At 37.1% G+C, this 18,349-nt stretch carries 15 protein-coding genes; 7 read left to right on the top strand and 8 right to left on the bottom strand.

The window, feature by feature from the left end:
- From rsgA to AACM02_RS07515, 5 genes are all read right to left on the bottom strand, one after another.
- Positions 1-1,068, bottom strand: coding sequence for a ribosome small subunit-dependent GTPase A (gene rsgA / locus AACM02_RS07495; protein WP_339116553.1), 1,068 nt, complete (start codon positions 1,066-1,068; stop codon positions 1-3).
- 17 nt (positions 1,069-1,085) lie between these two features.
- Positions 1,086-1,235 carry a hypothetical protein gene (locus AACM02_RS07500; protein WP_339116554.1) on the bottom strand — a complete coding sequence of 50 codons (150 nt, stop codon included), beginning with the start codon at positions 1,233-1,235 and terminating at the stop codon, positions 1,086-1,088.
- A gap of 75 nt (positions 1,236-1,310) precedes the next feature.
- Entirely contained in the window at positions 1,311-2,369 is a 1,059-nt protein-coding gene (locus AACM02_RS07505) for a hypothetical protein (protein WP_339116555.1), read from the bottom strand.
- Between the two features lie 597 nt (positions 2,370-2,966).
- Positions 2,967-3,104, bottom strand: a complete 138-nt coding sequence (locus AACM02_RS07510) for a hypothetical protein (RefSeq protein WP_339116556.1) — start codon at positions 3,102-3,104, stop codon at positions 2,967-2,969.
- Positions 3,105-3,831: 727 nt separating this feature from the next.
- Positions 3,832-4,158: a carboxypeptidase-like regulatory domain-containing protein gene (locus AACM02_RS07515; RefSeq protein ID WP_313380657.1), complete on the bottom strand. Its 327-nt coding sequence runs from the start codon at positions 4,156-4,158 to the stop codon at positions 3,832-3,834.
- Positions 4,159-4,420: 262 nt separating this feature from the next.
- Here AACM02_RS07515 and AACM02_RS07520 point away from each other — a divergent pair, with 262 nt between their 5' ends.
- On the top strand, positions 4,421-5,641 hold the full coding sequence (locus AACM02_RS07520) for a serine hydrolase domain-containing protein (protein ID WP_339116557.1): 1,221 nt from the start codon (positions 4,421-4,423) through the stop codon (positions 5,639-5,641).
- Between the two features lie 80 nt (positions 5,642-5,721).
- Here the strand turns inward: AACM02_RS07520 and AACM02_RS07525 are convergent, their stop codons facing one another.
- Complete coding sequence (locus AACM02_RS07525; RefSeq protein WP_339116558.1) at positions 5,722-5,997, bottom strand: carboxypeptidase-like regulatory domain-containing protein; 276 nt, start codon at positions 5,995-5,997, stop codon at positions 5,722-5,724.
- Positions 5,998-6,180: 183 nt separating this feature from the next.
- Here AACM02_RS07525 and AACM02_RS07530 point away from each other — a divergent pair, with 183 nt between their 5' ends.
- Complete coding sequence (locus tag AACM02_RS07530) at positions 6,181-6,630, top strand: AAA family ATPase (protein WP_339117444.1); 450 nt, start codon at positions 6,181-6,183, stop codon at positions 6,628-6,630.
- 329 nt (positions 6,631-6,959) lie between these two features.
- Here AACM02_RS07530 and AACM02_RS07535 read toward each other — a convergent pair whose 3' ends face one another.
- The gene (locus AACM02_RS07535; RefSeq protein ID WP_339116559.1) at positions 6,960-8,438 is read right to left on the bottom strand and encodes a hypothetical protein; all 1,479 of its coding nucleotides are present in this window, start codon (positions 8,436-8,438) and stop codon (positions 6,960-6,962) included.
- Positions 8,439-8,775: 337 nt separating this feature from the next.
- Positions 8,776-9,876, bottom strand: a complete 1,101-nt coding sequence (locus AACM02_RS07540; RefSeq protein WP_339116560.1) for a LacI family DNA-binding transcriptional regulator — start codon at positions 9,874-9,876, stop codon at positions 8,776-8,778.
- Between the two features lie 342 nt (positions 9,877-10,218).
- On the opposite strand from AACM02_RS07540, the gene AACM02_RS07545 reads away from it, so the two are divergent.
- The 5 genes from AACM02_RS07545 (at position 10,219) to AACM02_RS07565 (ending at position 18,340) form a co-directional block, all read left to right on the top strand.
- Positions 10,219-10,701 carry a carboxypeptidase-like regulatory domain-containing protein gene (locus tag AACM02_RS07545; RefSeq protein WP_339116561.1) on the top strand — a complete coding sequence of 161 codons (483 nt, stop codon included), beginning with the start codon at positions 10,219-10,221 and terminating at the stop codon, positions 10,699-10,701.
- A 46-nt stretch (positions 10,702-10,747) separates the two neighbouring features.
- A complete protein-coding gene (locus AACM02_RS07550) occupies positions 10,748-12,967 on the top strand; it encodes a GH32 C-terminal domain-containing protein (protein ID WP_339116562.1) in 2,220 nt (739 codons plus the stop codon).
- A 72-nt stretch (positions 12,968-13,039) separates the two neighbouring features.
- Positions 13,040-13,279, top strand: a complete 240-nt coding sequence (locus tag AACM02_RS07555) for a hypothetical protein (RefSeq protein ID WP_339116563.1) — start codon at positions 13,040-13,042, stop codon at positions 13,277-13,279.
- A gap of 78 nt (positions 13,280-13,357) precedes the next feature.
- Positions 13,358-16,429: a TonB-dependent receptor gene (locus tag AACM02_RS07560; protein ID WP_339116564.1), complete on the top strand. Its 3,072-nt coding sequence runs from the start codon at positions 13,358-13,360 to the stop codon at positions 16,427-16,429.
- Positions 16,430-16,441: 12 nt separating this feature from the next.
- On the top strand, positions 16,442-18,340 hold the full coding sequence (locus AACM02_RS07565) for a RagB/SusD family nutrient uptake outer membrane protein (protein ID WP_339116565.1): 1,899 nt from the start codon (positions 16,442-16,444) through the stop codon (positions 18,338-18,340).
- The last annotated feature ends 9 nt before the right edge of the window (positions 18,341-18,349 follow it).

Raw genomic sequence — 18,349 nt, forward strand, 5'->3', positions numbered from 1 at the left:
TTAGTACTTGTTCTTATTCATGTCCTTCTTATAATTCTTTATTATTTTCCCCAATTCTTTATCTTTTTTGCGTTTCTCCACCACTGTCAATTCAAAGTGCGCTTTCTCTCTTTCCAATTTTAAGTAATTTTCATAAGAGTTTTTATCTATATCTCCTTTTTCAACGGCTTCAAGAATGGAGCAGCCCGTCTCGCGGGTGTGTGTACAATCTTTGAACTTACAATTTTGAGAAAGACTGACAATCTTGTCAAATGTGATTTCTAATCCGCTTGTTGTGTCTGCAATGCCTACTTCTCTCATACCTGGGTTGTCAACCAGTATCCCTCCATTTTCAAGAATAATCAATTCTCTATGACTTGTAACGTGCCGCCCTTTATTTGTACTCTGGCTAATTGTATCTGTCCTCATTATGGTCCTGCCAGAGAGATTATTCAATAAGGTGGACTTCCCAACTCCCGAGGAACCAAGCATACAATATGTCTTCCCTTTTTCAATCGTCTTTTTTATTGCTTCATATCCATTTTGAGTCTCGTTACTTATTGCAATAACCGGTACATTTTTTATACGTAGTTTAATATCGTTCAGTATCCCATTCATTCTTTGCTCATCTATCAGGTCAGTTTTACTGAGCACAATGATGGGGCTAACGTCTGATGAGTAACAAATGGTCAGGTATCTTTCAAGTCTGTTTATATTGAAATCCCGATCAACCGCTTGAATTAAAAACGCATAATCAATGTTTGTCGCAATTATCTGTACCTCTCCGAATTGACTAACAGCCTGCCTCGAAATGATTGAGGACCGTGGTAATATTCCATGGATTATAGAAAAGCCTGAATCATAGATTGTCAATGCAACCCAATCGCCTACTGCTGGAAAATCTTCGCGACCTTTTGCTGAAAATCTCAAGTTGCCGGTAATCTCGGCTTCAAATTCGCCTTTTTCGGTTTTAACTATGTATCTTTCTTTATGTTCCGAAATTACCCTGCCAATTTCAAAGTCTTCAAGGTTATTCTCAATCCTTGATTTTTCAATCTTATCATTATATCCTAGATCATCTAATTTCATATCCGTATCAATCTACGTTATTTGAGGAACCTGCTGAAGAACTTCCACAGCTCATCACCCGTTCCATGCCCCACACTGCCAACGGCAGCAACAAAAAGCATGAGTACTGTCAGGAAGGGTCTGGCAGTCAGAACTTCAAATAAATGTTTCAGGTTAGATGTTGACATAAAAATAATGTTTTAAGTTCTTTACAAGCTCGTCATCTACTTTACAACCGAACGCTTTTTCTCTGCCGAGTTTATTTATTCTACTTCTTGCATAATCCGTTTCCAAATTGTTTGATTCTGGAAGATTTCATGCATCTTGTCATCGGTAAGTGCGTAACCGGGTTTCCATGTTACAACGATTAAGCGAATCTTGTCGTTTGCGTTTTTGGATATTGCCTTGTCGTTCGGTTTTACCAATGGTTGAGCTTTTTCGGTCTCGTTGTCGGAAACAAGCCCCGAAAAGTTACCCTTCTTTTCCATTGAATGAATGGCGTAGTATGCTTGCTTTTTTCTTTCGGCAGGCGACAGGTGGGCTAGTTCTTTCTTGTAGGAAGATGTCAAATCGTCTGTGGTGTTATTTTGAACCAGATCTTTTCGGAAGCTTTCCATATCTTTTCTGAATTCCTCGGCAGCTGCTTTATCGGTTTTCAGTAGTTCCTGATATGCTTTTTCAATCTCTTTCAAATTATCATCCATAGAAATCGGACTGCCATTTTCCTTGTTTTTCTGTTCTTCGTATTTTATCAGTGCATTGAGATATTCTTCTTGCGAAACAGGCAGGAATAATGGTTCATTGCCTGTGTAAATTGCGGTGGTTTCACGTCCTTCGTGTTCATAGATGGGAAAGCCCATAAAATCGCCGGTTTTTGCGGGTAGGGTATAAATTTCGCCGATACCTGACTGCAAGGATTGTCTGAAAATAGAGGCTATGTCATTGAAATAAAAGTTGATATTGCTTCCCGGCTTGCGCACGGTTTCTCCTTCTTCCAGCAGATAGGGCACAAAGTGTAGCTCCAATATGTGACTGGTTCCGTCGCTGTATGCTTCCACCTCGTAGCCTTGAGGTGTATTTACACTCGGAAGTGGCCGTAAAATGGCAAATATTTTTTGAGCAATCAGGTCATTTTCTGGTATTCTGTTTATAACTTTTCCCTTTATATAGGGTAAAAATGTGTCTTCGCCCACGGTTACGGGTTTAGGGGAATACTGCTGGCCAAAAATTGCCATGTTCGAGACTGCCAAAAGTAATATAAAGAGGCGTGTACGCATTATTGCAGATAAATTTTCATTCATGATACTTTCCGACTCCATCATCGTTTTAGATTTCAATGGTTCAAAGCTTCGCCATCATTTTTTTGATCACTGCAAAACTAATGAAAATTTTTTAATCCCTGTTGTTATCAACAAATTAATCGAAGGAGTACATCCATTCGGAAATCGAATGGGCCCCAATAGTAAACCTGCAATTAAATATTCTTGTTTTTTATGTGCACCCTGCATGAGCAGCGCGCACCTGTTGGAAGCAACAGTAAAATTTCAAAATTACAGCAGCATTTCATCCCACTGTACCCCTTGTTCAAGTAGCTACAGCATCCGTATATTTGGATGCTTCTGTCTGATTATCAAGGATAACCATTTTTAGTGTGTTTTTTCCCTCCTATAGTACAGTTGTATCAAGCCCGTTTCGAAAGTTTTTGCTGTGATAAATTCAAGTCTTTGTTCAGGTCTTCCATCTTCATAGTAATTCATTTCGGGGCTTACCCTCCTAAACTCTTCAGAGCTTATCGGCTAATTTTATAATCACATCTTCTTTTATAATTTCCTCAACGTTTGTCAGCGGTAAAACGACATGATTCAGGTCTGTTCCTTCAGTCCTGCTATGTAGAATTCCTCTGCACGTGCCTACCACTATTACACTGAGATGACGTGCGAACCCTTCGCTAATTGTGTATTTACTCCTATCGGCGCATCGGGTTCGTACATATCTCTCAGTATACCAAACTGATCAGTACTCAGTCTTACTAACCTGAAGTTAATAGTTTCTTTCATGCAACATTATCATCCTTGTTTTGGAAAGTATTTTTATAGTTGACATAATCATCATTCACCCGGGTACTCAAACTCTTAGATAATGGAATTCTCGTATATGACTCATTATACGTTATTGTTTTTCTATAGAAATGTACTTCCAGGTAGATCGATGAAGATCTTTGTAATTGAATTTAAAAAAATTGTACAGAAACTCCGGATCTTTCCAATTGCTGAATTGAAATGCAAGCTCGTCTTTGGAAACTCCTTTATACCAAAAAGTGAATAAATTTTCTACAAAGGTAGTAACAATTTTCATAATATCAACCTACAGGTTTACTTTAACGTCATTTTATCTCTAATTTAACAAATGCTGATACAATGACTATTTAATCATTTCCCGCTACATTAATTTTCCATGGTGATCTTCTTGGTTTAGCTTATCTACAGTAACTTGTTCGCAATTCTTGAGATTATCCCCACGCTCCGTTTCCCAAATCTTGATAATGCAATTTTGCAAGCTAATAAATATCTTTCGATATAAAAAGATTTTGTAAATAAATGTTTGAATAAAAGTAATTTGCTTGTTGAGTAATGTCATGTCAAATGAAACATTTGTCAGAAAAGCTCCTTTTATTGCAAATTAAAAAATCAGTCTTCCCCAAGCCCCGACAAGATAAAGAAATTCCTCAAACTTTTGTAAAACATAAAGTTTGAGGAATAGAGTGGGAGGGAAGAGTAGCCGATTTTACTTCACGGCCAGCTCTTCAGGTTCCTTGGCCTCTCCCCGGAGCTTGACATTCTGTTCCGGCAAAGCGCGAAACGAGATTTCTTTGTACCCGTCGACGGAGAACTTCAGCATTTTGTTTACGCTCTGGAGGTTTGTGAAAGCAAACTCACCGTGCTCATCGGTCGTGGTTTCGTTGATCAGTACCGAGTCCGGCAGGGAGTAGACAGCCACTTTGGCGTACTGAATGGGATTGTTGTTACTATCGGAAACAGTACCTTTTATCTTGGCGCTCATGGGTATGATCAACCCGCTTAGAAGAATAGAAAAGAGAATTTTTTGTACCATCTTGCTTGATTTTTATTTGTTACAATCATAAGACTTCAATTCTCTTTATATGGTTACAATAGTTTTCCTTTTTTTCTTTTTATCGCAGTGCTCCATCAGCATCTTATCCATCCCTGATTACATCAAAAAAAATGGGCAGAAGAAAATAGTTTTAGGAAAAACAGTATCTTTGCAAAACAATGATTATATACTATAAAATAACATGAGCGTTTGCTTTTAATTGATTACTTCTGCACAATAAACCAATTATCATCATAAAAACATGAAGAAAACGATTTTTTTGCTGATTGCTGTGTTCTGTTTATCAGCTACAGTCAAGAATGAACCGAAAGACTCCAAGACAAGTTATGCAAAAACAGTGCTGCAACCCTACGTGGACAGTGGTCAGTTGGCCGGTGCCATTAGTGTATTCTACAAGGACGGCGTGCAGGAAACCTGCTGCATAGGCTATGCCGACGTATCAAAAAAGCGCCCAATAAAGATGGACAATGTATTCATGCAATGTTCACAGACAAAAGGCTTCTGCGGAGTGACAATCGCCAAGCTGGTGGAAGAGGGCCGTATTTCACTCGACGACCCTGTTTCAAAGTATCTTCCGGAGTTTGTGGAATTATGGGTGTTGGATGCTGCAAATGACAGTGTCAAGACCCTTCGTAAGGCCAAGAACGTCCTTACCATCCGTATGGTGCTCAACCATACTGGAGGCTTCCCCTTCGAAATTAGTGCCAAGCGCTCCGACGTCAGGGGTGGCGGATGGTCCGGAGGAGCTCCTCTTCGCCAGACAGCCTCCATCGCTGCCGCATCGCCCATCATGTTCGAGCCCGGTACCCGCGAGCTCTATTCCAATACGGGAATTGACATTGGTGCAGCTATTGTTGAGGTCGTCACAGGGATGAAGTGGGAGGTATATCTCAAGCAGGAGGTGCTTGATCCCTTGGGAATGAAATCCACATGGTTCTGGCCTACCGACAAACAGCTTAAGAACAAGATAGAACTCTATGAGAACAAAGAAAATGCTCCAGCTGAGTGGCGTGAAGAAATGCCATGGCAGCAACGGCCTTATAATGACTCCCATGTATTTGCTTCTGCCGGTGCGGGTCTCTGGACTACCGCCAATGACCAGCTGAAGTTCTATAAGATGCTGATGAATCTTGGCTTGGGAGAGAATGGCGTGCGCATCTTGAAAGAAGAAACCGTGAAGAATCTTCTCGCTCTTTCCACCCGTCCCAAGGGTCTGGGCGGCTATTCCCTGGGCTTGTCAGCACCAGAACAGGACAGCGAAGACGCTTGGTTTGGTCATGGTGGTGCCTGGGGTACTAACTGTTCCGTCAATTGGCACAAGAAAGAGCTTAAGCTCTGGGTGGTCCAATCCGCCGGAGGAGGACAGCCATGGCTTGCCGAAATCAGTAAAGCTGCCGAGAAGTTCTTCGCTCAACCATTAAGCAAATCTGGCGTTGATGCATATACTGGAAGGACCGAATAATTCATTTCATGAGTCGGCTTGAATGATATCCGTGCCAGACTGTCCTCGACATTCTACTTTTTCATAAAAGCCAACTGCTTTTACTTTATGGCAAGCTCTTCAGGTTCCTTGGCCTCTCCCCGGAGCTTGACATTCTGTTCCGGCAAAGCGCGAAACGAGATTTCTTTGTACCCGTCGACGGAGAACTTCAGCATTTTGTTTACGCTCTGGAGATTTGTGAATGTAAACTCACCGTGCTCATCGGTCGTGGTTTCGTTGATCAGTACCGAGTCCGGCAGGGAGTATACAGCCACTTTGGCGTACTGAATGGGATTGTTGTTACTATCGGAAACAGTACCTTTTATCTTGGCGCTCATGGGTATGATCAACCCGCTTTTTTCTTTTCACTGGAAACTAAGCGGCCGTCTTTTTTGGTAGTTTTAAATACAATCATCACATTTGTGCAAAATAGAAATAGTATTTATGATATGCAAAAGCTTATCGATAGAAATATATAAACGTTTGTAAAAGAGGATCTAATCGTATTTCCTGCGGTTGTCATTTTAGGCCCAAGGCAATGCGGAAAGTCCACCTTGGTGAAAATGCTCTATCAAAATTCGAATGCCTATCTATATTTGGACCTTCAGAACCTGGATGACTTGAACAAGTTGAGAGAGCCTATGTTATTCTTCCAGGCTAATCAGGATGTGACAATTTGTTTGGACGAGATTCAGTTAGTCCCGGAACTTTTTTCTGTCTTACGAAGTGAAATAGACCGTCACCGTCGTCCAGGACGGTTCATTTTGCTTGGATCTGCTTCGCAGGACCTTATACAGAAAACGTCAGAATCGCTAAGTGTAACCTATCAAACTATTCGCCGGTATATCGACCTGATGGAACAGACCTTTATTATCCGTTCGCTACCGCCATTTGAAAAGAATATCAAGAAACGTCTGGTTAAATCCCCAAAAATTTTTGTGAGAGATAGTGGGTTATTACATAGGCTGTAAGTTTTCTTTTTATCGCAGTGCTACAGGGGATAAGTTAGACTTGCTTATTGAGAGGGGTACCCGAACGATAGCGGTAGAATGTAAAGACTCATCGGCACCACAGGTGACCAAAGGCTTTTGGAGAGCTATAGAAACCACAAAACCGGATAAAACATATATTGTTTCTCCCGTATCAGCATCTTATCCATTTAAAAATGATGTGGAAGTTTGCGGGTTGAGTGATTTTTTGGATACACCAATTAAAAATAACTATTCCAATCAATTATGACTTAGAAAACCCAACGTTAACTCGTATTAAAGTTAAGTGTCAATTTATTCCGAGAAGAAAATTATTTAATTTTTTGTATTCGTATATTTTGAACAGTGGCACTTCCATTTTTTACATATATGAAAGAGTTTGTGCCTTTTTGTTCAGGTAAACGATTCAGTATACACCTTTTGTTATTTATTGATACATCAAATAAATCTCCATAGACTATTACATCGAGAGTGATTGGTTTATCTAAGTCCTTTACAGCATAAAGTGATAGATTATGCATTAAGACGGTTTGATTGTTAACATTTAATGCCAATCGGTACCCATTCTCCCATTTATTAGTTGCTCGTAAAAATAATCCCAGCTCCTCATAATTCCCAATTGGTGTAATTTTCATTGAGATACGATAATTTTCTGGTAGGTTTGGAAGTGAAACGATTCCAATATTTCCTGATGCATTTATTTGAACATTGTTGTTGGACATCGTAACTGTATTTCCTTGTGAAGGTATTTCTATTGTTGGATTAGTTATATGCTCCATTGTTGGTAACACCTCCTTTAAAAATTTTGTAGATAATGTACCATCCGTTTCTTGATAAACTTCACGAAACAAAATAGTTCCACCCCATATCCTGTCTCCATTATCTTTATCATCTTTGCGGTAAGGGGAATATGCGACTGCTATACGACGATTATTTTTAAAACAGGTAGTTTTGTATACACTACCAAAATATTCAATTAAAGTTTGAGAATCAGGGTATATCCATGGGCCGTAGGCTTCTTTTGATAATAGATAATAAGTATGACCGCTAATACTGTATAACAGATAATACCAATCATTCCACTTAAAATAATCAGCACATTCTGGAGTTCCTCCCTGGCCTTGTAATGGGGACTCTACTTCTTCCCAACTCTTTAAGTCGCTAGAAATCAAATGAACAAGATAACCTCCAAAACCTCCTAATAAGGGTTCTTCCAAATTTCCAGAAATAAATAAATGAAAAAGACCATTTGCATCTTTAAAAATCTTTGGATCTCTGAAATCTCTACTAATACATTCTTCAGGAGCATAAAAAAATGGATTTGGTTCCTGTTTTTGAAAATTGTACCCTCCATCAAAACTGATTGCGTAGCTTAATTGTTCGTGTACTTTTTCGTTTTCTTTTACACGTGTAGCGTAAAATGCATAGAAATTACCACCTTCTGCGATAACTGATCCTGTGCATATAGATTTCTCCCATTTCTCGTTATCTATCCCTAATGCTACAGGATAATGTTTCCAATTTATTAAATCTGTTGTTGTACTTAATGCCCACTGATGCCCTCCCAATCCTTCCAATCCACTATGATGCCCCTCATCTAATAACCAATATAAATAAAAAGTTCCATTATAATAATAGGGCATACAATCTCCAGAAAATAAATGCTTCTCCAGCGGTTTAAAATATTGCATACTTGTTGTACGTTGAATAGAAGGATTATAATCTTTTACCACTTGTGCAAAAGTTGAAATTGTTATGAACAAAAAAGCTATGAGTAATTTCTTTTTCATCGAGATACGGTTTAGAGGTTATTGTATAATAAAATTTTATTTGTATTTATCTTGTTATTTTTGAATATAAATACTTTAATTAAATAAATGAAAAATTTTATCTTTTTCAAAATAAACAATTACATAGTGTCATATGCTATTTATATATGGTATAATATATTCTTTAAGTTCATACAATACAAACTAGTTATAAAATCTCGCCATAATTCTCTTTTAAATAATTTTATACGTCATTAAATCCTTATTTAAAATGTTTATAATTAGTTTTTATCAAACATATGAATTGTTATTTTTTATCGATATTTTATGTATTACGGTGATTTTAAAAACTACAGAACTATTGAAAAATACTTGATTCACGTATTTTTATTTCACCCTCTAAGTTCACTTTGACAGGCATCAATTTTTTATTTTTAATCCGTCTAAGTATAAGTTCAACGCTAATATTGGCAATTTCTTTGCAGGGCTGTTCATAAGACGTTAGCGAAAATTTTAAATGGTCGGAATATCTCATATTATCATACCCACAAATCAGAACATCAGACGATATTTTATAACCGATGGAATCCAAAGATGAAATAAGTACCGCGGCTGTAGAGTCGTTCGCACAAACTATGCCTGTTTTTCCGGGATCAATTTTAATTGATTTTACAAATTCAATATCTGCTGGATCGCCACAATAAATATTTTGGTTATTGAATAAAAAGTTGTTTTTTAAAACGGTATCTTTTACGCCTGACAAGCGTAAATCTACCGAACTGGCTGAACAAGGACGATAAAAAAAATGAACAACTTCGCATCCCGCATCCAACAAATGTTTCGCCATAATACATCCCGCATTGAAATTGTCAATACCAACAAGGTCATATTTACTTCTCTCCGGCGGCGTCACAATATCTCGGTCAATTAAAACGAGTGGTATGTTTGCTTTGCTTATTTCGTTGCATATTTGAATATTTATTTGGTTACTATCTTTAATCCTTTCTACAGGAGAAAAAAGAATACCATCTACTTCTTTTTTGATGTAGTCTTTACACCAGAATTCTATCATAGATCTTCTTGTTTGTGCATTATTTGCAGCAGTTCCTTCCCAAAGAAAATTGTAGTCTCCTTCCTCGGATAAATGTAACAGCTGGTCATTAATTACAGAAAAAATCTCAGATTCTCCCGCACCAGGCAGCAGCAATCCAATTATATACTTAGCCTTACTAGATGGTTGCTCGAATATAATTTGATTTCCATAACCTCTTTTTTTACGAATATATCCATTCTCTTGTAGGGCAAGATATACTTTAGATATCGTTGGACGTGAGACAGAAAACCTCTGAGCTACTTCTTCTTGAGTAGGTAATAGTGCTCCGAATGCATATACACCATTAATAATATCCTCTTTTAAATAATTATAGATTGTTTTGAAATTTTCTTTTTGATTTAGCATATTATTAAATTTAATGATACAAAGATAATATTTTTATACAATAAATTTACATGGATGTAAATAATAGTATGTTAATAATATGTAAAATACAAGTTAATTGGTAGGTTGTATTGTTTTGATGTAAATATATATATTATATTTGTTTTTTAAATATATTGTTTATTTGATAATATATTTACAATGATGTAACGTAATAGTTTGCATGAATGTCTCAAGTAGGGCATTGGAGCAGAAAACCAAGATTGTTGATTTATTTCAAAGTATCGTATTGAAAAGCATTATTTGCGATAAGTCCAAATTTAAATGAAAAGCAGTGTTTAATTAAAAAATGTTATTACAGCCATGAGTAAGAACCTAAACAAAGTAATATCCACACGTTGTTGGATATTTGTAATTTTTTTCAGTATTTTTCAAATACACATGTACGGGAAGACAGTTCTTGTGTCTAATTCAATTGAGATTGACAACATCTTGCAGCAACGAATTACAGTTACAGGAAAAGTTGTTGAGCCAAGTGGTGAACCAATAATTGGAGCAACAGTTATCGAAAAAGAGAATAGGGCTAATGGAACAGTAAGTGATGAAAATGGAAACTTTTCATTGGAAGTAGCTAATAATAGTTCACTCGTTATTAGCTTTATCGGATATAGGGTTATTGAAATCAGAGCTTCTCAAGTTAGCAATAGTACTATTACTATGTCGGAGGATATACAGAGTTTAGATGAACTTGTTGTTACAGGTTATACAACTCAAAAAAAAGCCGACCTACTCTTGCTACTCAGAAGCGTCTCTATGAAAATAAAATCAGAAATTCATTTTTCATGAGTTTAATTATTATTGTTCTTGAAATTTTTAAAAGGTGTGCATAGATATGAAAAATTTATTTTTAATAATTTGTTTATTTATTTTCTTTTCTGCTTGCAATAAATCTAACAGTTTTAATAATGCCAAGGGAGTATGGTTGTTCACTGATATTAATGACAAAACGGAACAAAATAGCCAATTAACGTCATATGGAGATATAGAATTTGTCACTTTAAAAGGTAGTGAAAACAGTGAATCTAAAAGAAGAAACGGTGATGGTTCGGTAGTTTATCTACGAAACGGTTGGTTTGATGCAGGTTTAGGAATAAATGAAGAATTAAATTTAACAGGTAAAAACATTTCAATTTTAGCTAGAGTAAAAGCCGACACTATAAATGGTTACACTCCAATATTAAATAAAGCAGGCAATGATCAAAATATAGCATACGCTATTGCATTTAACCAAACTGAAGAAAAGGATGTATTTATTGAAGCAAAAATTGGTTCGGATGATATTGCTGGAGCTCATTTATTAAAATATAAAATACCAAAAGAAAAAATATTAGATTGGCAAGATATAATTTTCAGATTTAATGGTAGTAAATCAGAATTGTATGTAAATGGGGCACTGTGTGATGATGAAGTTACGGTTGGCGATATAAGAGATTGGAATCGTCGTCCTTTCCTAATAGGCGCACAATATAAAAAGCCTTATGGATACAATGAGTCTAAAGATGAATATGTAGAATCAAAACTTAAAGGTTATATTGATCATATCATATTATGGGAAAGGTTTATTTCTGATGAAGAAATAAAAAAGTTTTCTGGCGTAAATGAATTACAGGATGCTAGACCTGATTATTATAATGAAAAATATAGACCTCAGTTTCATTTCACTGCTAAGAAAAACTGGCTTAATGATCCTAATGGCTTGGTATATTACGACGGCACTTATCATTTATTTTTTCAATATATGCCACCACACCGCCCGGGGGCTTTCAAAGACTGGGGACATGCTGTGAGTAAAGATCTTGTTCATTGGGAACAAATACCAAATCATATTACGCCTCATAAGGTTTGGGGAGGGTGCTGGTCAGGATCTGCTGTTGTTGATGTTAATAATGATGCAGGGTTTCAGGTTGGAGATAAAAAAACCATTATTGCTTTTATGACTTGTGGTGGAGTTGGTGGAAGAAGTGGCCTTGGCCCCCTAAATACACAATGTATAGCTTACAGTACAGACGGTGGCTTTACATTTAACTATTACGACCAAAATCCTGTAATTTCTAACATTTATCCTTTTAATCGTGATCCAAAAGTTACATGGGATGAAGCATCAAAAAAATGGATTATGTCTTTGTTTATGGATAATAAAGGTGATGATTTTGGACTTTTTTCATCTTCAGATCTCAAAGAATGGAAGTACTTGTCAACAATTTCTCTTCCAGGTGTAAAAGAATGCCCAGGATTTGAACCTTTACCAGTAGATGGCGATTCATCTAACCAAAAATGGTTACTTTTTGGTGCAAATGGTAATTATATGATTGGTTCTTTTGACGGTGCAAATTTTGAGCCTGAAACTGAAGTTATTCGTATGGATTATGGAAATAACTTTTTTGCCGGACAAACATGGGATAATGCACCGGACGGACGATGTGTACATATAGCATGGATGCATACAAAGCGTTATCCAGGTATGCCTTTTGAACAACAAATGAACTTTCCCACAGAGCTAACTTTACGAAATACACCAGATGGAGTAAGAGTTTTTAGAAATCCCGTACCAGAAATAGCAAATTTATATGAAAATAACTACAGCTGGAAGGATACCTTGTTGACTGCAGGTGAAAATCTCTTTAAAGAGTTAAATGGTGATTTATTCGATATTAATATTGAGGTAGATTATTCAAATTCTTCCTCATTTATAATTAACCTTAGAGGTGTACGCATATATTACGATATTGAGAAGAAAAAAATAATATGCGAAGGACCTGTTATTGAGAATAATATTGTTCCTGATATATGGAAGTCAGAGTCTGAACCAAAAAGTGATTATTTAAATAAACTTGGAGAGGCACCTCTATCGCCTATTGAAGGTAAAATAAAATTAAGAATATTAGTAGATCGAACGTCGATTGAGGTCTTTGGAAACGACGGTCAAATTGTTATCACTTCTTGTTTCATGCCAGATGACGAAAAAGTGTATTCATTTATTTCCGAGAATAAAACTAAAATTATTAGTTCGGATGTTTACTCGTTAAAATCAGCTTGGAATTTAGAAAGATAATTATTTATTGTATCTCGGTTTTAAAAACATAAAAAATTCGCAATAGATCAGAAAAATTTGAGGATAAACATTATGAAGCAAATTTTTATTATTTTATTTCTTTCGACTACATGTACTTTTTCCTTTTCTCAATACTCTTCAAAACAAGAATCAGGAAAAATGGAGTTATTGAGTCCCTATTTTCTTTTTCCTGAAAATGGGAATGTTCAACGGAAATTTTGCAAAGATTCTCTCCAATCACCTATAGAGAAACAAAAGAAAAGTTTAAACACAAAGAAACGTGCCCTTGATTTTACAGGAAAAAATAAATAATAAAATATCATTTGAAGGACATTAAATCTGACAGGTGTGATTAATGAAATGTGTATTAATTTTTAAAATGAGAACAGAATGAAAGAAAGACATTCAACTAGTAAATGGAAAGGACTGTTGTTCGCCATGCTGTGGACAATATCCTTGGGAATGTTTGCTCAAAACGTTATTGTTAAGGGCAATGTTACTGATGCAAACAATGAGCCCGTAATTGGTGCCACTATTGTAGTACAAGGAAGAAGTACTCATGGCACTGTTACGGATATTGATGGTAATTACACACTTGTAGATGTACCGTCTACCGCATCACTGATTTTTAGCTATGTAGGTATGCAGACACGAACAGTTGGTGTAGAAGGAAAAACAATTATTAATGTACAACTTTTAAACGACACTGAATTATTGGATGAAGTGGTAGTTATTGGTTACGGAACAAGTTCCAAAAGGGATTTAACTTCTGCCATTGCTACAGTTGATGCAGAAAAAATGAAAAACTTGCCTACAGCATCAGTAACTGACGGATTGGCAGGTAGAGCTGCCGGTATTATCGTTCAAAAAGCAGGAGGGGGTCTCGGACAAAAATCGACCATTTCTATTCGTGGAGGGGGAACACCTCTAGTTGTTATTGATGATTTTGTTGTACCGTATTCAGACTTTGAGAACTTAAACTCAGATGATATAGAGTCTATGTCTATTCTGAAAGACGCTTCGGCTGCCGCTGTTTATGGAGCACGTGCTGGAGATGGTATTATCGTGGTAAAAACTAAATCAGGGTCTAATGGGTTGAGATTCGACTATAGCTTTAATCAAAACTGGAGTCATCCAACCTATATGGCTAAAAGAATTGATTCGTATGAAACGGCACTTTTAAACAACCGAATCAATAAAATGTATAATCTTACCGAACCATACAATGCAGAGGCATTGGAAGCATTCAGAACGGGATCAGATCCTTACAATTTTCCAAACACGGACTGGCAAGAATTGACTCTGCGTAAATTTGCTCCAGAAAACAAACATTCACTATCTTTCCAGAGTGGATACAATCAATCCGATGTTTTTGCCAACAAACTGTTTGCATCTTTTCAAACGTATAATCAGGAATCGATGTATAAAATTAATTCGAACTGGCTTAAAAGACACAATCTTCGCTTGAATGAAGAAGTTATTTTTAAGAAAATAGGCCTTAAATTGAATTTTGGTGTAGATGGGTATATTGAAACAAACAGACAACCATTATCGCAATACAGTAACAGTTACTGGTACACATGGTCACACATTCAAAACAATTCAACAATGCTTATCCCGCTCAATAAATTTGGACAGCCTTACCTTGGATTCGACAACCCTTTGGTTGAATTATCGTTAGAATCAGGTTATAATAAAAGAGAGACCTCTACTATTAACACCACGTTTGGCGCCGAATTGGATATTCCTAAAGTAAATGGGTTGAAATTCCGTACTTCCGGTAATTATCGCATGGGATTTTATGATGGGAAAGCCTGGAATAAAACGGCAAAGCAATATGACTTGGAAGGCAATCCGGGGCCTGAATATCCGATGGATTTATTCTACACTAAGAATAAAGCAACACAATATACACTGCAATATTTCTTGAATTACAAAAACTCTTTTAACGACACACATAATGTAGAAGCTACTGCGGGTTTCGAACACACCTATGGTTTTTATACCAATACTGGGTTAGGCCGCAAAAACTATGTTTTTGAAATTGACCAAATAGGTTCGGGACCTGCCTCAACTATGGAAAATAGCGGCGGAGAAGATGAGGTTGGCCGTGCGGGTTTTGTAGGAAGAGCATCATATAACTACAAAAAGAAATACTATATAGAGGGTTCATTAAGACGTGACGGTAGTGACTTGTTTCCCAAAGATAAGCGATGGGGAACATTCTATGCAGGAACAGTTGCATATGCAATTTCTGAAGAAGATTTCTTTGCTCCCCTGAGAGACCGAAATATTCTTAACTTTTTTAAGATCAGGGCTAACTACGGGCAAATAGGTTTAGATAGTGGCGTTGGCAGATTTAGTTATTTACCTTCTTATGGATATAACGAAAGGGGTTATACTGTTGATGGAAATTTAGTTCCAACATTTAATGAAGGGGCATTAATAAGCAACGATATTACTTGGTATACAAGAAACTCTACAAATATTGGCCTTGATTTCAGTTCGCTTGCTAGAAGGTTGTCAGGCTCGCTAGAGTATTTCTATATGCAAACTACTGGCTATTTAAGTTCGCCATCTAACGTAGGTTATACCGACCCACTCGGAACCAGCTTACCGAACGTAAAATCTGATGGAGAACATAGGCGCGCTGGATTTGATGCTACTTTAACATGGAAAGACACTGCCGGAAACTTAACCTATGAAGTTGGAGTGAATGTTACTTATTTTGACCAACTGATTGCTAAATCTTGGTCTGAAGATTTGGCAAGCCAAAAAAACCCATATAAACGCGGAGTACAACAAACCGGATATTGGGGGCAAGCGTATATTAATAAAGGATTCTATAATTCTGCAGATGAAGTTTTGATGTATCCCAGACTGGACGGTTCAACAGGAATTACTGCCGGAGATTTACGTTACGAGGATTTTAACGGGGATGGTTTTATTGACGGAAACGACTTTGTAAGGCTTGGCAAAAATGGTTTCCCGCGCGCAAACTATGGTATTTTTGCGAACACATCCTATAAAGGATTTTTCGCAAACGTTCTATTTCAGGGCTCCTCATCGAGAGACTTATATATGGGAGACGTTTTGCGTGGAGGTTTAATGTATGGATTTATGCAAGATTTTTGGACTCCAGATAATAGGAATGCCACTTATCCCAGAAGGCTGGCAGGTAACTACAGTAACGGAGGTAACAACGGAGCCACAAGTGACTTTTGGTTGGTCAACGGAAGATATATCCGGTTAAAAACGTTGCAACTTGGCTATAATTTCAAAAATATTTTGTTTAAAAATGTTACTTGGATAAGAAACTGTCAAGTTGTGCTAAGCGGTCAGAACCTCTTAACATGGTCTCCTACCACAAAATTTGAAATTGACCCTGAAACTGCCGACATGAATAATTACGGATATCCAACTCAACGTGTTTATTCAATCAGCTTTAATGTAGGATTTTAAAAATAAAGAAATATGAAAAAAACAATATATATACTATTAACTGCCCTTATTGTAGGATTTAACGCCTGCGAGGTATTGGATACAAAACCATTGGCAAGCTACGATGAGGCAACTGTCTGGGGTTCTAAAGCAACAGCTGATGCGTTTATTAACGGTACGATTAGTAATGTTATGAACGGATATGTAAATGATAACCAAACAACTTGGGAAGAACGCACTAATAATATGGTAAGCGTAGGCTGGGGTGAAAGCCTGACCAAAGAAGAAATTAACCGCGAGTCCGGTGCCGGTGGTTTTGGTAATTTTGGAAATATACGTCGATGCAACTTGATTATTGAGAAGGCTGCAGAATATAACGGAAAGGGATTGAGTGATGCAGAATCAAAAGAACTGATTGCAAAAGGCAAATTACTGAGGGCTGCCTTGTACTACCAACAAGCACGCACAATGGGTCGCTTTGTATGGGTGGATAGAGTTATGACTCCGGCAGACACCATAAACGCAGGATTAATGCTTCCTACAACAAAATCAACAACAGAAAGCTATAGATATATTTTGAAAGACTTGGAAGAAGCGATTCCCAACTTACCTATAACGGCAAAACCTGGAGAGCTAACACAAAACGTAGCCTATGCTTTTCAATCAGAGATAGCGTTACAAGCTGCAGCTTATGAGCCCGACGCGGCATTGAAGAAACAGTGGCTTAAAATTGTTATTGCAGCTGCAGATAAAATAAAAGAATCCGGGAAAGCTTTATCTGCAGATTATGGAGGAATGTTCAACGAAAGAGATCCAAAATCGAGTGAAATTATTTTTGCCATTTATCGCAACAAAGCAAATACTAGTTGTCACAATATTGCACCGTTGCAAAATATGATGCCCAATACAAACAACGATCGAATTAACGAGTATGATCAAGCAAGAGAAGAGTTGAGACTACAACCAGGTGATGAACTCACGTTTTTTAAAACAAACGGAGGAGAACCTTTTATCGGCTGGTTATGGTGGTCTCCTACTCAAAATCTAGTTGATGCATACGATGTGATTGATCAAACAACACAAAAAGCAGTTCCTTGGAGTGAATCATCGCAATTCAAAAATGCAGTGACTATTTCAACAGCAGCTCCAGCTTGGGCTTTTAAAGACGAAAAACACTTAGTACAATATACTGCAAAATTAAAAGCCGGTATAACCAAGAACATTAGCGAGTTAATGTACGAGCACCGCGATAAGCGTTTCTATGAAACCATTGTATATGATGGCTCAACATTCTATGGAGAAGATATCAGAACTACGCTGCGCGGCAACTTGTGGAGATATGTGAATAAAGGGTTAGGGCCTCACATAGGATGCACAAACTATTATTGGAGAAAGGGTATCTATAACATACAACCTCGTATTGCGTTTGGTACTCCAACTGATTATCATTTTGTCGTCACTCGTTACGGACGTGTGTTATTGAATAAAGCAGAAGCTATACTATGGCTTGCAGGTTTGGGCGAAGGTAATATTGCCGATGCAGTTGCATTGTGCAACCAGACTCGCACCATACATGGAGGATTACCAGCATCTACAGCCAACACATTAGAGGAGGCATGGAAACTATACATGAAAGAACGCCGAGTGGAACTTGCTTTAGAAAATGATTATTACTGGTCTTTACTGCGTTGGGGCAAACACGGTGGCCCAGCTAATTATGGCATTGCTCCGAATGGAAAAATCACAGAATTTACTATTTCCCCGGCATATATTGAAATAACGAACAACAGACAAGAAATGTACGTAGCTGATATTGAATTTAATAACCATAACATTAGAAGATTTGACGAAACAAGACGTTATCTCCTTCCAATTCCACAGGGTCAAATTAATAGAAACCCGAATTTAGGGCCTCAAAATCCGGGTTGGTAATTTTTTAAT

It is taken from the genome of Petrimonas sp. (assembly GCF_963921705.1).
Lineage (GTDB): Bacteria > Bacteroidota > Bacteroidia > Bacteroidales > Dysgonomonadaceae > Petrimonas > Petrimonas sulfuriphila.

What these genes read in the sequence shown, in the direction of transcription:
- AACM02_RS07535 (WP_339116559.1), bottom strand. Translation starts at nt 8,438, where the DNA reads ATGAAAAAGAAATTACTCATAGCTTTTTTGTTCATAACAATTTCAACT.
- AACM02_RS07565 (WP_339116565.1), top strand. Translation starts at nt 16,442, where the DNA reads ATGAAAAAAACAATATATATACTATTAACTGCCCTTATTGTAGGATTT.
- rsgA (WP_339116553.1), bottom strand. Translation starts at nt 1,068, where the DNA reads ATGAAATTAGATGATCTAGGATATAATGATAAGATTGAAAAATCAAGG.
- AACM02_RS07525 (WP_339116558.1), bottom strand. Translation starts at nt 5,997, where the DNA reads ATGAGCGCCAAGATAAAAGGTACTGTTTCCGATAGTAACAACAATCCC.
- AACM02_RS07500 (WP_339116554.1), bottom strand. Translation starts at nt 1,235, where the DNA reads ATGTCAACATCTAACCTGAAACATTTATTTGAAGTTCTGACTGCCAGA.
- AACM02_RS07505 (WP_339116555.1), bottom strand. Translation starts at nt 2,369, where the DNA reads ATGATGGAGTCGGAAAGTATCATGAATGAAAATTTATCTGCAATAATG.
- AACM02_RS07520 (WP_339116557.1), top strand. Translation starts at nt 4,421, where the DNA reads ATGAAGAAAACGATTTTTTTGCTGATTGCTGTGTTCTGTTTATCAGCT.
- AACM02_RS07555 (WP_339116563.1), top strand. Translation starts at nt 13,040, where the DNA reads ATGAAGCAAATTTTTATTATTTTATTTCTTTCGACTACATGTACTTTT.
- AACM02_RS07560 (WP_339116564.1), top strand. Translation starts at nt 13,358, where the DNA reads ATGAAAGAAAGACATTCAACTAGTAAATGGAAAGGACTGTTGTTCGCC.
- AACM02_RS07545 (WP_339116561.1), top strand. Translation starts at nt 10,219, where the DNA reads ATGAGTAAGAACCTAAACAAAGTAATATCCACACGTTGTTGGATATTT.
- AACM02_RS07510 (WP_339116556.1), bottom strand. Translation starts at nt 3,104, where the DNA reads ATGAAAGAAACTATTAACTTCAGGTTAGTAAGACTGAGTACTGATCAG.
- AACM02_RS07550 (WP_339116562.1), top strand. Translation starts at nt 10,748, where the DNA reads ATGAAAAATTTATTTTTAATAATTTGTTTATTTATTTTCTTTTCTGCT.
- AACM02_RS07515 (WP_313380657.1), bottom strand. Translation starts at nt 4,158, where the DNA reads ATGGTACAAAAAATTCTCTTTTCTATTCTTCTAAGCGGGTTGATCATA.
- AACM02_RS07540 (WP_339116560.1), bottom strand. Translation starts at nt 9,876, where the DNA reads ATGCTAAATCAAAAAGAAAATTTCAAAACAATCTATAATTATTTAAAA.